General features: G+C 67.2%; 12 protein-coding genes. 4 read left to right on the plus strand and 8 right to left on the minus strand.

Annotation, left to right across the window (positions count from 1 at the left end; genetic code table 11):
* Positions 1-56: 56 nt before the first annotated feature.
* Both DCN14_RS15545 and DCN14_RS15550 read left to right on the plus strand, forming a co-directional pair.
* Positions 57-926 carry an NAD(P)-dependent oxidoreductase gene (locus tag DCN14_RS15545; protein WP_096508204.1) on the plus strand — a complete coding sequence of 290 codons (870 nt, stop codon included), beginning with the start codon at positions 57-59 and terminating at the stop codon, positions 924-926.
* Between the two features lie 71 nt (positions 927-997).
* Positions 998-1,633, plus strand: a complete 636-nt coding sequence (locus tag DCN14_RS15550) for a LysE family translocator (RefSeq protein ID WP_096508205.1) — start codon at positions 998-1,000, stop codon at positions 1,631-1,633.
* Between the two features lie 73 nt (positions 1,634-1,706).
* Here the strand turns inward: DCN14_RS15550 and DCN14_RS15555 are convergent, their stop codons facing one another.
* Positions 1,707-2,984, minus strand: a complete 1,278-nt coding sequence (locus DCN14_RS15555) for an MFS transporter (RefSeq protein WP_096508206.1) — start codon at positions 2,982-2,984, stop codon at positions 1,707-1,709.
* Positions 2,985-3,081: 97 nt separating this feature from the next.
* Between DCN14_RS15555 and DCN14_RS15560 the strand changes: the two genes are divergently transcribed.
* Positions 3,082-4,002 carry a LysR family transcriptional regulator gene (locus DCN14_RS15560; protein WP_096508207.1) on the plus strand — a complete coding sequence of 307 codons (921 nt, stop codon included), beginning with the start codon at positions 3,082-3,084 and terminating at the stop codon, positions 4,000-4,002.
* 204 nt (positions 4,003-4,206) lie between these two features.
* Here the strand turns inward: DCN14_RS15560 and DCN14_RS15565 are convergent, their stop codons facing one another.
* From DCN14_RS15565 to DCN14_RS15595, 7 genes are all read right to left on the minus strand, one after another.
* Entirely contained in the window at positions 4,207-5,040 is an 834-nt protein-coding gene (locus DCN14_RS15565) for an OmpW family outer membrane protein (RefSeq protein ID WP_096508208.1), read from the minus strand.
* 16 nt (positions 5,041-5,056) lie between these two features.
* A complete protein-coding gene (locus DCN14_RS15570) occupies positions 5,057-6,298 on the minus strand; it encodes a DUF2957 domain-containing protein (protein ID WP_096508209.1) in 1,242 nt (413 codons plus the stop codon).
* Positions 6,299-6,459: 161 nt separating this feature from the next.
* The gene (locus DCN14_RS15575; protein WP_096508210.1) at positions 6,460-7,887 is read right to left on the minus strand and encodes a DUF2957 domain-containing protein; all 1,428 of its coding nucleotides are present in this window, start codon (positions 7,885-7,887) and stop codon (positions 6,460-6,462) included.
* A gap of 431 nt (positions 7,888-8,318) precedes the next feature.
* Entirely contained in the window at positions 8,319-9,269 is a 951-nt protein-coding gene (gene argC / locus DCN14_RS15580) for an N-acetyl-gamma-glutamyl-phosphate reductase (protein ID WP_096508211.1), read from the minus strand.
* A gap of 165 nt (positions 9,270-9,434) precedes the next feature.
* Positions 9,435-10,007: a flavodoxin family protein gene (locus tag DCN14_RS15585; RefSeq protein WP_096508212.1), complete on the minus strand. Its 573-nt coding sequence runs from the start codon at positions 10,005-10,007 to the stop codon at positions 9,435-9,437.
* 236 nt (positions 10,008-10,243) lie between these two features.
* Positions 10,244-10,846: a YbhB/YbcL family Raf kinase inhibitor-like protein gene (locus DCN14_RS15590; RefSeq protein ID WP_096508213.1), complete on the minus strand. Its 603-nt coding sequence runs from the start codon at positions 10,844-10,846 to the stop codon at positions 10,244-10,246.
* 242 nt (positions 10,847-11,088) lie between these two features.
* The gene (locus DCN14_RS15595) at positions 11,089-11,775 is read right to left on the minus strand and encodes an orotate phosphoribosyltransferase (RefSeq protein ID WP_006752465.1); all 687 of its coding nucleotides are present in this window, start codon (positions 11,773-11,775) and stop codon (positions 11,089-11,091) included.
* Between the two features lie 463 nt (positions 11,776-12,238).
* Here DCN14_RS15595 and DCN14_RS15600 point away from each other — a divergent pair, with 463 nt between their 5' ends.
* Positions 12,239-14,509: an NADP-dependent malic enzyme gene (locus DCN14_RS15600; RefSeq protein WP_096508214.1), complete on the plus strand. Its 2,271-nt coding sequence runs from the start codon at positions 12,239-12,241 to the stop codon at positions 14,507-14,509.
* Positions 14,510-14,602: the final 93 nt, after the last annotated feature.

The following is a 14,602-nucleotide window of genomic DNA, read 5'->3' on the forward strand; positions in this document are numbered from 1 at the left end:
GCAAGCCGCCGTCATCTGTGTTTAACTCGCGGCTTCATGGATCGAAGGAGCGGGCAATGGATCTCGGATTTATCGGGCTGGGCGAAATGGGGCAGGCGATCGCGGCGAACCTGCTGAAGGCGGGGCACACCGTGCGCGTCTGGAACCGGTCGCGCGAGCGCGCCGAGCCGCTCGCCGCACTCGGTGCGCAGATCGTTGCGTCGCCAGCCGATGCGTTTCGCGGCGACGCCGTGTTCTCGATGCTCGCCGACGATGCCGCCGCGCGCGCAGTGTTCGACGACGCGCTGCTCGCGCAGGCGCCGCGCGGCCTGATCCACGTGAACATGGCGACGGTCTCCGTCGCGCTGGCCGAATCGCTCGCGCACGCGCATGCGTCGCGCGGACTCGACTACGTCGCCGCGCCGGTGATGGGGCGCCCGGACGTCGCGGCCGCCGCGCGCCTGACGATCATGGCCGCCGGCCCGGCCGAGGCGATCGACCGCGTGCAGCCGCTGTTCGACGCGATCGGCCAGAAGACCTGGCGATTCGGTTCGCTGCCGCAGCACGCGAACGTCGCGAAGATCGCGGCGAACTTCACGCTCGCGTCGGCGATCGAGACGCTCGGCGAGGCGTCCGCGCTGCTCGGCGCGCACGGCGTCGCGATGCGCGATTTCCTCGACGTGATCACCAGCAGCGTGTTTCCCGGGCCGGTCTACCAGGGCTACGGCGGGATGATCGCCGAGCGCAGCTACGAACCCGCGCGCTTCAAGGCCCGGCTCGGCCTGAAGGACGTCCGGCTCGCGCTGGAAGCCGGCGACGCGGCATCGGTGCCGCTGCCGGTGGCGAGCGTCGTGCGCGACAGCCTGCTCGATGCGCTCGCGCACGGCGGCGGCGACCAGGACTTCGCGGTGCTCGGCGAAGTCGCGTTGCGCCGCGCGGGCCGCTGAGCCGGCGCGCGACAGAAGCGCGGCACACACGGCATAATCGACGTTTCGTTTTTCTTTCGGTTGAGGCGGTCATGAACCTGCATACGTGGTGGCTTTTCGTGGCGACGGTGTTCGTCGTGTCGGCGATTCCGGGCCCGAACATGCTGCTCGTGATGACGCACGGCGCGCGGCACGGGCTGCGCCGCTCGTCGTCGACGATGGCAGGCTGCCTGACCGCGCTGGTGCTGATGCTCGCGGTGTCCGCGGCGGGGCTCGGGGCGGTTCTCGAGGCATGGCCGGCGATGTTCAATGCGTTGCGCTTCGCGGGCGCCGCCTATCTGATCTATCTCGGCGTCAAGGCGTGGCGCGCGCGTGTCGACGACGCGCCGGCCGCCGACGTCGATGCGGTGTCGCCGGGCGCGTCGGCATCGCGTCTGGCGCTGTTCCGCAATGGCTTCCTGGTCGCGGGCAGCAACCCGAAGGCGATCCTGTTCGCAGCCGCGCTGCTGCCGCAGTTCATCAACGCGTCGGCGCCCACGCTGCCGCAGTTCGGCATCCTTGTCGTCACGTTCGCGGTGATCGAGGTGAGCTGGTATCTGGTCTACGCGTCGTTCGGCACGCGGATCGGCGCGACGTTGAAGAGCCAGAGCGTCGCGAAGATCTTCAACCGGCTGACGGGCGGCATCTTCGTCGGTTTCGGCGCGATGATGGCGCTGGTCCGTCACTGATTCCGGGCCCCGCGGCCCGCGCAACGCCCCGCGCCTCGTCAGAGGGCGGGGCGTTTGCATATCCGGGCCCGGCCTACGCGCGCGGCAACGCGGCTGCGCCGGTCCGGCGCGCGGCCGACAGGCCGAACCCGGCGGCCGCGCCGGCGAACGCGAAGCCGACGCCGCACACGGCGCTCCATCCGCCCCACGCCCACGCGCTACCCGCGAGCGCCGCGCCCAGTGCGCCGCCGACGAAAAACAGCCCGACGAACAAGCCGTTCAGGCGCCCGCGCGCGGCCGGGTTCAGCAGGTTGATGGCACGCCGGCCGATCGTCTGGTCGACGATCACGCCCGCGTCGAGCAGCGCCGCGCCGCCGGCCAGCAGCGCCAGCGCGACGCCGCGGTGCGCGTGCACGTCGAAGCCGAACCAGCCGGCGCCGGCGACGCCGAGCACGGCGAGCGCCGCGAGCATCGTCACGTGCGCGATGCGCTGCGCGGCCGGGCCGTGGCCGCGATCGCCGGCGCGGCCGGCGAGCGGCGTGACGATCGCACCGCTCGCGCCGGCGAACGCGAACAGTGCGATTCCGTGCAGGTCGAGGCCGAACGGCGGCTGCGCAAGCCGCAGCCCGATGGCCGTCCAGAACGCGCTGAACGCCGCCATCGCGAGTGCGGCCGACAGCGCATGCCGGCGCAGCACCGGTTCGTCGGCGAGCAGCCGTCCCATCGACGCGAGCAGCGTGCGATAGCCGGCCGTCACCGCCGGCTGGCGCGCCGGCAGCCGCAGCGCCAGCACGACGGCGATCGCCGCATTCGCGAGCGCGGCCAGCGCGTAGAACGCACGCCAGCCCGCCGTGCCCGCGATCAGGCTGGCGAGCGGCCGCGACAGCAGGATGCCGAGCATCAGTCCGCTCATCACGTTGCCGACCGCGCGGCCGCGCTGCGCTTCGGGCGCCATCGACGCGGCCATCGGCACCAGCATCTGGATCACGCTCGACGCGGCGCCGGCGATCAGCGTCGCGACCAGGAACACGGCGCCCGAGCGCGTGAACGCGGGCAGCGCGAGCGCCGCCGCGCACGCGACGAGCGTCGCGACGATCAGCCGGCGGTTTTCGCGCAGATCGACGAGCGGCACCAGCAGCACGAGGCCGGCCGCGTAGCCGAGCTGCGGCAGCATCGCGACGAGGCCGGTGAGGCCGGGCGGCAGGTGCAGGTCGGCACTGATCGGGCCCGTCAGCGGTTGTGCGGCGAACAGGCCCATCACGATCACGCCGACCGTCGCGGCGAAGAAGAGCGTCATGCCCGTGCTGAGCGCGGGCGGGGCGCCGCGCGCGGGGCGCATGGCGGCAGGGCGGGAATCGGCGGGGCAGTTCATCGGAAGCCTGGGAAGAGGAGCGAAGGAATCCCCATCGTAGGTGGCTGATGTTTATGCGACAATTGAAATATGTCTAACATGATTATGCGAGTTTGTTTTGAATACGCGTGATCTCCAGGCGTTCGTCGCGGTAGTCGACAGCGGGTCGATGGTCGCCGCCGCCGCGAAGCTCCATCTGACCCAGCCGGGTCTCACCCGCCGCGTGCAGAATCTCGAAACGCTGCTGGGCGTGCCGCTGCTCGAACGGCAGAGCAAGCCGCTGAAGCCGACTGCCGCCGGGCGCGACGTCTACGCGCTTGCACGCAACGTGCTGCGTGCGGTCGACGAGCTGATGGCCGCGGGGGCGCCGGACAGCGAGCCGTCGGGCGAGCTGCGCATCGGCGTGCCGCCATTCCTGTCCGAGCTCGCGCTCGAGCGGCCGATCGACCGGTTGCGCGATGCGTTTCCGCGGCTGACGTTGCGCGTGACGGCCGGCTGGTCGCCGGCGCTCGTGCAGGGCATCGAGCGCGGCACGCTCGATGTCGCGACGGTGATGGTGCCGGCCAGCGCGGCGCTGCCCGACACGCTGACGGCGACCCTGCTCGGCACGCAGCCGACGGTGCTCGTCGCCGCGCGCGATTTCCCGTTGCCGGACGGTCCGCTATCGCTCGACGTGCTGTCGGGTTTTCCGTGGGTGTTGAGCCAGGACGGCTGCGGGATGCGCTCGGCGCTGAGCCGCGCGCTCGGTTCCGCCGGGCTGCCGTTCGATGTCGCGGTCGAGGCGTTCGGCTCGGAGCTGCAGTTGTCGCTCGTCGCGCGTGGCGCGGGTATCGGCATCGCGCCGCCGAACGCGCTGGCGCGCAGCGCGCATCGCGATGCGCTGAGGGTGGTGGAAACGACGGGGCTGGAAACGCGGATCAACGTGTGGATCGTGCATGCCGCGCTGCCGGGCCGCCTGACGCGGCCCGTCGCGCTGCTGCGCGATGCGCTCGGAGACGTGCTCGAGCGGGAAAGCATGAAGGGGTCGGATACAGACTAGCGATCTAGAGTACGCATTCGAGGGAAAATCCTTATTTTCTCTACGGAAATGTTGCAATGCGGAAATCGATTCGCTATAGTTATACCTGTCTCCTCCATGTCTCCTCTGATATGGATTCAGCCCGCCTCTTAGGCGGGCTTTTTTTTGCCCGCGTTTTTGGCGCGGGTCATCCATCTTTCCTCGTTTCGTTCTCCGTCGCCGGCCTTAGAATTTGTACGTCATCCCGACGTAGCTGATGATCGGGTCCGCCTTCAGGTCCGATTTCGACTCGGCGAGTGTCGTGCCGTCGGCCGCCTTGATCGTCACCGTCGATGTCGTCTTCAGCGGGATGTACGTCACCGACGCCACCAGCCCGAAATGCTCGGTCATGTTGTATTGCAGGCCCGCGTTGAACACCGGCTGCCACGACGACGACGCCTTTGCCTCCACCGATGTCGTACCCGGCTTGCCCGCGCCCGCCGCGAGAATCGCGCCGAGGTTGTCCTGCGTCTGCTTGATGAAGTTCGTATTGAGCTGCAGGTCGCTGAACCAGTTGTACGACACGCCGAGGCCGAGGAACGGCCGGAACTTCGCGGTCGCCTGTCCGAAGTAGTACTGCAGGATCACCGCCGGGCTCCACTGCCGCACGCTCTTCACGATCGGGTTGACCGACGCGAGCCCGATGTTCTGCGTGCCCAGCGCGCCGGCAGGGCCGGGCGGCTTGATCGTGCCCTGGCCCGATACCTTGAACACCGGCGGCACGCCGGCCACCGACGTGACCGCGATGTGATCGGTCAGGAAGTGGCTGACCGTCAGGCCGACGGTATCGGCGCCGCTGGTGCGCAGCCCGGTGCCCGGCGACGTGAACGACGGCGGCAGCCGCAGCGGCGTGTTGATCGGCGTCGGCGCGACGTTGGTCGTCATCGGCGTGCTGCTCTGCTGCGGCATCACGTGGAACCAGCCCAGCGTGACGACGTTGCTGCCGGCGCTCTGCGCGTGCGCCGCGAGCGGCGCCAGGGCGGCGGCGCCGGCCGCCGCGCAGAGAAGGGTCTTCTTCATCACGGCTTGCCTCCTCTTACTGGACGAACGCGCCGATCGTGAAATACGGCGTCGAACCCGCGTTGTCGAGGAAACCGAACACGCCACCCGTGAAGATGAACTTGCCGGTCGGCGCCGTGCTGCTTGCACTCACGTGGGTCGTCGTGACCGTGCCCGGCACCGCCTGCGTGTAGTCGAGGTTCAGCGCGGTCGCAAGCGATGCCTGCGATGCCTGGAACGGATCGAGCAGCGTGGCCTGCGTGTCGGCCAGCGCGGTGGTGCGGTAGTCGAACTGGCTGTCGACGCCGATGTACTCGCCGTTCTGCGAGCCGAGCGCGATGGTCGTTTGCGGCGCGAGGATCGAGATGCTCGATTCGTCGTCGGCGGTCAGGCCCGGCACGCCGTTGCTGTCCGGCGTCGGGTTCGGGTTCGCGACACCCGTGCGCACGAGGATCGGCACGAGCTGGTTGCGCAGCTTGCCGACGATCATGAAGCCCTTGCCCTGCGGCGTCGCCGACAGCGTCGGCTTCAGCTGGCTCTGGTAGTTGTTGCTCTGGAACGCGCCGCTGCCGTCGGCCGACTGCGCGAAGTTCGTGCCCTGCTGCGTGCACGCGCCGCCGGCGAACTGGCCGGTCGTGTCGCATTTGGTCCACGAACCGTCGGCGTTGATCGTCACCTTCGCATCGATCGACGCCGGCGCGAAGTTCTGCGACGGCACTTCGCCGAAGCCGACGTGGCTGTACGTGCCCGCGACCTTCGTGATGTCCGTTTCGATCGACGAGAAGCCGATGAACGGGTAGTACGGGAATTTCGTATCGGGCACCGCGGCCTGGCCGAGCACGCCGTTGAACTGGATTTCCTTGCCCGGAATCGTGCCGCCCGCGACGCCTTCGCCGACGAAGATGCGCGCCGGGCGCGACGGATCGAGGCTCGCGCCGTTCAGGCGGAATGCGCACTGGTTCAGCTTGTTGGTCGGCAGCAGCGTTTCCTGCGTGAGCGTGCCGCTGTCGACCGTGCCCGCGCGGGTCGGCGTGACGGTGCCGGTCGTTGCCGGAACCGGCGATTCGACATAGGTGACCTGCCAGGTCATCTTGGTCGTGTCGAGCTGGACCTTCGCGAGTTCGCCGCTGCCCGCACCGCCCGTGAATACGGTGCTGTAGTCGAGCGATGCGGGGCAGAGCCGGTCTTCGACGAGCGGGGGCGGATTGTCGTCGCCACCGCCGCAGCCGGAAAGAAGGGGGGCGGCAAGGGCCGCCGCCAGAATGAGGTTGCGCTTCATGTTGCTCCTCCAGATTTGTCTTGTACGGCGGTCGGCTCCCTGTCGACCGCTTCTGTTTGCTTGTGCGCGTTGCGCCTGCGTCGTGCCGGACGCCGTCGTGTCGTGCCTTCCTCTTCCTGCCATACGCGGCGGCGCACCGGCCGCCGCCGCGTCCCCGATCGCTACTTGCTGATCTGCGCACCCACGCCGAAGTACGGTGTCGACGATGTCGTCGAATTCGCCGACGTCTGCGTGACGCCGCCGTTCACCGTGCCCTGGATCAGCGCCGCATACAGCCCGCCCGTCGCGATCACCACGCCCGATGCGGACGGGTAGCTCGCGCCGCTCGGCGGCGTAGTCGTTGCGTTCAGCAGGCCCGCCGTCGTCTGGCCGTAGTCGAGCGTGAAGCCGTCTTCTTCGGCCTGCGTGGTCGGATTGATGAACGACGCGTTGCTGCCGCGGATCAGTGCGGCCGTGTACTTGAAGTTCGAATCCGCGCCTGCGTAGCCGCCGTCGATCGCACCCGACTGGATCGCGCTCGCCGCGGCGAGTACCGCGATGCCCGATTCGTCGTCGACCTTTGCGTCGGTGTGCAGCGCCGCATCGGTGCCGAGATACACGTAGCCGGTGCGCACGACCACCGGCACCGTCGCGCCGTTGAGCTGGCCGATCACCATGTGCGCGGTGCCCGATTTGCCCGTCGTGCCGACCACCGGGAGCGACGTTTGCGGCAGGATCTGCGGGGCCTGCGTGCTGTCGAGGTAGCTGCCGTTCGCGTTCACCGTCCACGGATTGCCGGTCGTCTCGCAACTGCCGGAGGTCGACGTGCATGCGCCGTTCGCGTCGAACGTCTCGCTCGAGTTGATGCCCTTCGTCGCATAGTTGCCCGACGGCACGAGGTGGTAGAGCAGTGCGTTGTACGTGCCCGGCAGCTTCGTGAGATCGGTCGTCGTGTTCGAGAAGCCGAGGAACGGATAGAAATCGAAGTGGCGGTTCGGCACCTGGCCGACGTTCTTGTAGAGCGGGATACCGGCGAGGCTGATCGTCAGCCCGTCGTACTGGACCGTCGCCCCCGGGATGCCGCCGCCCGCGACACCCATGCCGACCAGCAGCATCGGCGGGTTCGCCTGGTTGAAGTCGGCGGCCGTCGAATAGGTCGAGCCGTTCGGCGCGGTACCGGTGCCCGGCGTGAGGACGAACGCGCAGCGCGTCTGCTCGGCCGTCGGCAGCGTGCCGGTCGGCGGGTGGATGACCTTGCCCGTGATGGTCGTGCCGGCGCGGCTCGGCGTGACCGTGCCGGTCGCGAGCGGAATCGGCGATTCGAGCCACTTGAGCGTGTAGGTCATCGCGACCGCGTCGATGTTGACGCTGACGATCTCGCCGCTACCGGCGCCGCCGAGATACGTGCTCTTCACGATGTCGGCATCGGCCGGGCACAGCGTGCCGTTGACGGGCTGCGACGGCGGCGGCCCTTGCGTGCCGCAACTCGATCCGGAACATTGGGGTGTGTTGATCGGCGCGGGCGAGCCGCCGTCTCCTCCACCACAGGCAATCAGAAAAGGGGTGATGGCAAAGGCCGTTGCCACCCCCTTCGATAAGGCGTGCGACATGCCGCTGTCTCCAATCGTTTAATTGTGCGAGCTAATGTCGCTGCCTGGGTTTTTGCTGTCAATTGATGAACTCGTCTAAAAAAGGCGATTGAAACGGCTTTGGCGTTTCAATTCCTTTCTGGATGGGGTTTTACGTAAGAATTAAAACGCGACGAGGCTGGCGAGGCGCTGCCGAAGTGGGGGATCTGCCACGCGCGGCCGGCTTTCCAATGGCCTTCCCGCGTATAACGGCAGCGTTTAAAGTGGCGGTATCCGGTTTATCCCTATTCGGGATTGACTGGATAAAAAGGAGGGGGAATTAATTCACTGGTAATCGCGCAACGGAAAGCTTGTAAATATTTGTAAATGCGCGAGCGTGGTTTTATATATTGCCTGGCACGAGTAAATAAAAAGCCGGCCAGCGGCCGGCTTTGCATCGCGTGCAAGGAGGATCAGCGCTTCAGGCCGCTATCCTCGGCGGCGCCGATGTTGAGGTTCATGCACTGGATCGCGGCGCCCGACGCACCCTTGCCGAGGTTGTCGAGTCGTGCGACCGTGACGAAGCGCTCTTCGTTGCCGAACACGAACAGATCGACGCGGTTCGTGTCGTTGTTCGCCTGTACGTCGAAGAAGCCGCTGTCGAGATTCGCGTCCGCGTTGAACGGCGCGACGCGCACGAACGGCTCGTCCGCGTAGTACTCGGCGAACACGCGCTGCACGTCCTGCGGCGTCGCGCGCTTCGCGAGCTGCTCGGGCGAGAAGTAGGTCGTCACGGCGAGACCCTTCAGGAACGGCCCGACGATCGGCGTGAAGATCGGCGCATGTGCGAGACCCGTGTGCGCGGCCATTTCCGGCAGGTGCTTGTGCGCAAGCGCCAGTGCGTACGGACGCGGGCTCGCGAGCTTGCCGCCCGGCGCCGCGCTTTCGTACTCGGCGATCATCGACTTGCCGCCGCCGCTGTAACCGGTGATCGAATAGCTGTGTGCGGCGAACGTCGGCGCGACGATGCCCGCGTCGACGAGCGGACGCATCGCGAGCACGAAGGCCGATGCATGGCAGCCCGGCACCGCGATGCGCTTCGACGTGCGGATCTTCTCGCGCTGCGCGCGGGTCAGTTCCGGCAGGCCGTACGCCCAGTCGGCGCTCGTGCGGAACGCGGTGCTCGCGTCGATCAGCGTCGTGTTCGGGTTCTCGACCAGCGATGCCGATTCGCGCGACGCGACGTCGGGCAGGCACAGGAACGTGATGTCCGACGCGTTGATCAGGCGGCGGCGCTCGTCGACGTCCTTGCGCTTCGCTTCATCGATGCGCAGGATCTCGATGTCGTTGCGTGCCGACAGGTATTCGAAGATCTTGAGGCCGGTCGTGCCTTCCTGGCCGTCGACAAAAACTTTGGTGCTCATTTCGCTCTCACTGAATGAAACGGGAGCCGCGGCGCCCTGAAACCAATATTTTAAGACGTCATCCGGCGGGCCTGCACCGCACGGGGCGAAAAAAAGACGGCCCGCGGGCCGTCTTGTGTCCCTTTGACGCGCGCCGGCATTGCTCCGCCGGCGGCGCGGGCGCGCTCAGCGGCCGCCGGCCACCCAGCGGGCCGTCGCTTCGGCGACGCGCCGGCCGAACGCCTTCGCGGTCTCGAGGTCGCCCGGCAGCGGGCCCTCGTCGGGCGTCGCATCCGCCGGGGACTGCGCGAGCAGGCCCGTGAAGCCGCCGACGTAGTTGATGTCGTTACGCGTGGCCGCCTTCGAGTTGGCCGGCATCATGCCCGTGCCGACCCACACCATCCCATGTTGCATCGCCAGCGTGACGAAATACTGAATCGTCGAGAACTTGTCGCCGTTCATCGTCGCCGAGTTCGTGAAGCCGGCGGCGATCTTGTCCTTCCACTTCTGCGTGAACCACGGTTTCGACGTTGCGTCGGCAAACTGCTTGAACTGCGCGGACGGCCCGCCCATGTAAGTCGGCGCGCCGAACACGATGGCATCCGCCGCGTCGAGCGCGGCCCAGCTCGCGTCGTCGAGCTCGCCGACGGCGATCAGGCGTGCGGTGGCGCCGGCGTCCTGCGCGCCCGCGTGAACGGCATCGGCCAGTTTCTGCGTGTGACCGTAGCCGCTGTGATAGACGATAACGATGTTCGACATGAAGCGTTCTCCGGAAAAGGACGACAACGGCAGGCGCCGCGGCCTGCCGCGTCACGCGTCGCGGTCAGGCGGCGCGGCGGATGCGCGGCGGGATGCCGCGACCGGTGCAGCCGAGTCTAGCAAGCCGGAATGACGGGAAAAACGCGCCCCGCGCACGCACAGAAATTCGTCGCTGCGGGGAATCGGCCTGGCGGCCGGCGCGGCGCGGTGCGGTGCGGCTCACGTGATGTGCATGGCTATTGCCCGTAAGTGACCGTGAGTCGCGCGGTGCCGATCGTCAGCGTGCCGATTTCGTGCTCGAACATCGGCGCGGGGCGACCTTGCGCGACGCGCAGGTCCGTGCCCTTCAGCGCGTAGACGGTGATCACGTAGCGGTGCGGTTTGCCCGGCGGCGGGCACGGGCCGCCGTAGCCGTCGGTGCCGAAGTCGTTGCGCGCTTCGCTCGCGCCGATGCGTTGCAGGAAGCCGGACGCGCTCGCATCGGCGGGCAGGCTCGTGACGGTCGCGGGAATGCCGGCGACGGCCCAGTGCCACCAGCCGTGGCCGGGTGCGTCGGGATCGAAGATCGTGACCGCGTAGCCGCGCGTGCCGGCGGGCGGGTTGCGCCACGTGAGCTGCGGCGAGCGGTTTTCGCCCTTGCAGTCGCCGCGATCGAACACGTTCGCGAGGCCGACGCGCCCGCCCGGTTTCAGGTCGTCGCTCGACACGGTGAACGGGCCTTCGGCGCGCGCGGGCCGAATGGCGAATGCGCCGCAGACGGCGATGCAGAGAAGGGCGGCGATGAACGCAGGCGGACGACCCGAAGGCACAGGCGAAGTGATCCGGCGATCCACACGCATATGGCGCTTCTCCCGTCACGTGGGCCGGCCCGACGAGCCCGGCGTTTGTTGGCGTTGTGCGTAGCTCGCGCAGCTGATGGCGGCGATGGATCAAGTCTAGCATTAGGGTTCGATGAGCGACGCACGTCGCGGCGCGCGACTTCGATCGTTCCTGATGCGGATCCGACGGACGAAAAAAAGCCGCTCGCGGTGAAGCGAGCGGCTTTTTCAGCCAGGATGCCGGCCTGCATGCCGGCGCGGCGTCATTCCTTCGGGGCCGTCGCGCCGCCGTGTGCAGCCGACCATTCGGCCGGCGCGTGCAGGAATTTCTCGACTTCGTCGAGCGTCTTCGTCTCGAAGTAGCCCGATGCCTTCGCGACGCGCAGCACGTCCCACCACGTCGCGAGCGCGTGCAGGTCGACGTCGATGTCCTTCAGGACCGACACGCTTTCCTTGAAGATGTTGTAGTGGAACAGCACGAAGCAGTGGTTCACCGTCGCGCCCGCGGTGCGCAGCGCGTTGACGAAGTTGATCTTGCTGCGGCTGTCGGTCGTCAGGTCTTCCACCAGCAGCACGCGCGAGCCTTCTTCCAGATGACCTTCGATCTGCGCGTTGCGGCCGAAACCCTTCGGCTTTTTGCGCACGTACTGCATCGGCACCATCATGCGGTCCGCGAGCCATGCCGCGAACGGGATGCCGGCCGTCTCGCCGCCCGCCACCGAGTCGATCTGCTCGAAGCCGACGTCGCGCATGATCGTCGTTTCCGCCATTTCCATCAGCGCACGGCGCACGCGCGGATATGAAATCAGCTTGCGGCAGTCGATATAGACGGGGCTTGCCCAGCCGGACGTGAAGATGAACGGTTTTTCGGCGTTGAAGTGCACCGCCTGCACTTCGAGCAGGATTTTGGCGGTCGTATCCGAGATCGACTGACGATCGTAGCCTGTCATGGGCATTCCTTGGGTGATGAGCGAAGAGCGGGCGCGGGCCCGGTGGCGCAGCAAGGGGAACCTGCCCGAGGGGCCGGGGCGCGATCGGAGGGCCAATCGCATCGCTGCGCGCGTAGCCCGCTATTTTACCCGATTCAGGCCGGTTTTCGGCGGAATTCGCGCAGGTTCGGCGCGCCGCTCACCACCGGCGAAACAAACGGGGCGCGACCGGCCGGATGCTGATACGGAGGATGCGGCGCTGCACCAACGTGCGTCATTTAGGGGGTGTACACTAGGCGACCCTTAGAAATCGTTCAGTACTTTGTACTTTCTTCTTGCCACTACCCGCCAAGGTTCGATGGCGTGCCGACCCGGCGCGTCGCGTGCCGTCTCGCAGTCGACCATCCCCTCGATTCAAGCAGACGCGGCTGAAGGTGCTGTGTACTGAACCGTCAAAATTTCGCATGTCTCTCGCAGGTCAATCATGGACGAACAACTGAAGCAGGCAGCTCTCGCGTATCACCTGAACCCGAAACCCGGCAAGATTTCGGTCACCCCGACCAAGCCGCTGTCGAACCAGCTCGATCTGTCGCTCGCGTATTCGCCGGGCGTCGCCGCTGCGTGCGACGCGATTTACGCCGATCCGCTCGACGCGCAGAAGTACACGTCGCGCGGCAACCTCGTCGGCGTCATCACCAACGGCACGGCCGTGCTCGGCCTGGGCAACATCGGCCCGCTCGCCGCGAAGCCGGTGATGGAAGGCAAGGGCTGCCTGTTCAAGAAGTTCGCGGGCATCGATGTGTTCGACATCGAGCTGGCGGAATCCGACCCCGACAAGCTCGTCGAGGCGATCGCGATGCTCGAGCCGACGCTCGGCGGCATCAACCTCGAGGACATCAAGGCGCCGGAGTGCTTCTACATCGAGCAGAAGCTGCGCGAGCGCATGAAGATCCCCGTCTTCCACGACGACCAGCACGGCACCGCGATCATCGCGTCGGCCGCGATCCTGAACGGCCTGAAGGTCGTCGGCAAGAAGCTGTCGGAAGTGAAGCTCGTGTGTTCGGGCGCGGGCGCGGCAGCGATCGCGTGTCTGGACCTGCTGGTGAACCTCGGCCTCACGAAGTCGAACATCCTCGTCGCCGATTCGAAGGGCGTGATCTACGAAGGGCGCGGCAACCTCGATCCGTCGAAGCAGCGCTATGCGGCGACCACCGACGCACGCACGCTCGCCGATGCGATCGTCGGCGCGGACGTGTTCCTCGGCTGCTCGAGCGCGGGCGTGCTGAAGCAGGACATGGTCAAGACGATGGGCGAGCGCCCGCTGATCCTGGCGCTCGCGAACCCGGAACCGGAAATCCGCCCGGAAGACGCGAAGGCCGTGCGTCCGGACGCGATCGTCGCGACCGGCCGTTCGGACTACCCGAACCAGGTCAACAACGTGCTGTGCTTCCCGTTCATCTTCCGCGGCGCGCTCGACGTCGGCGCGACGACGATCACGGAAGAAATGAAGCTCGCATGCGTGCGCGCGATCGCCGAGCTGGCCGAGGAAACCGACCAGAGCGAGGAAGTCGCGAAGGCGTATGAAGGCCACTCGCTCGAGTTCGGGCCGGACTACCTGATTCCGAAGCCGTTCGACCCGCGCCTGATCATCAAGATCGCGCCGGCCGTCGCGCAGGCCGCGATGGATTCGGGCGTCGCCACGCGCCCGATCGAGGACATGGACGCGTACCGCGAACAGCTCGGCGCGACCGTCTACCGCACGGGCATGGTGATGCGCCCGGTGTTCGCGACCGCGAAGAAGAAGCAGGCGCGCATCGTGTTCGCCGAAGGCGAAGACGAGCGCGTGCTGCGTGCCGCGCAGTTCGTGCTGCAGGAGAAGATCGCGAAGCCGATCATCGTCGGCCGTCCGTCGGTCGTCGAGATGCGTCTGCAGAAGATCGGCTCGAAGCTGAGGGCCGGCGTCGATTTCGAGATCGTGAATCCGGAAGACGACACGCGCTACCACCGCTACTGGCAGGCCTATCACGACATCGGCGCGCGCGACGGCGTGACGCCGGAAGTCGCGAAGGCCGCGCTGCGCAAGTTCAACACGCTGATTGGCGCGATGCTCGTGCACCTGGGCGATGCGGACGGGATGATCTGCGGGATGATCGACACGTACCACACGCACCTGAAGTTCATCGAGCAGGTGCTGGGCCGTGCGAAGGGCGCCGAGCACTACGCGGCGATGAACCTGCTGATGCTGCCGGGCCGCAACCTGTTCCTGTGCGACACGTACGTGAACGAGCTGCCGAGCGCGGAACAGCTCGCCGACATGACGATCCAGGCGGCGGCCGAGATCGAGCGCTTCGGCATCGCGCCGAAGGCCGCGCTGCTGTCGAACTCGAACTTCGGCAGCGCACCGTCGGCGTCGTCGCGCCGCATGGCGGAAGCCCGCAAGCTGATCAGCGAGCGTGCACCGAACCTCGAAGTCGACGGCGAAATGCACGGCGACGCGGCCCTGTCCGAAGCGGTCCGCAAGGCTGCCTTCCCGGGCACGACGCTGTCGGGCGAAGCGAACCTGCTGATCATGCCGAACGTCGAAGCGGCGAACATCGCGTACAACCTGCTGAAGATGGTCGGCGGCGAAGGCGTGACGGTCGGCCCGTTCCTGCTCGGCGCAGCGAAGCCGGTCCATATCCTGACACCGGCCGCGACCGTGCGCCGGATCATCAACATGACGGCGGTGGCCGCCGCGAACGCGAACACGAAGTAAGTTCGCGCCCGCGTGTGCCGCGCGTCGTGCGCGGCGCAATGAAAAACGCCACGGAACCCGCGTTCCGTGGCGTTTTTTTATGGGCTTTCCGGT

The sequence above is a fragment of the Burkholderia sp. IDO3 genome (assembly GCF_003366075.1).
Classification (GTDB): domain Bacteria; phylum Pseudomonadota; class Gammaproteobacteria; order Burkholderiales; family Burkholderiaceae; genus Burkholderia; species Burkholderia anthina.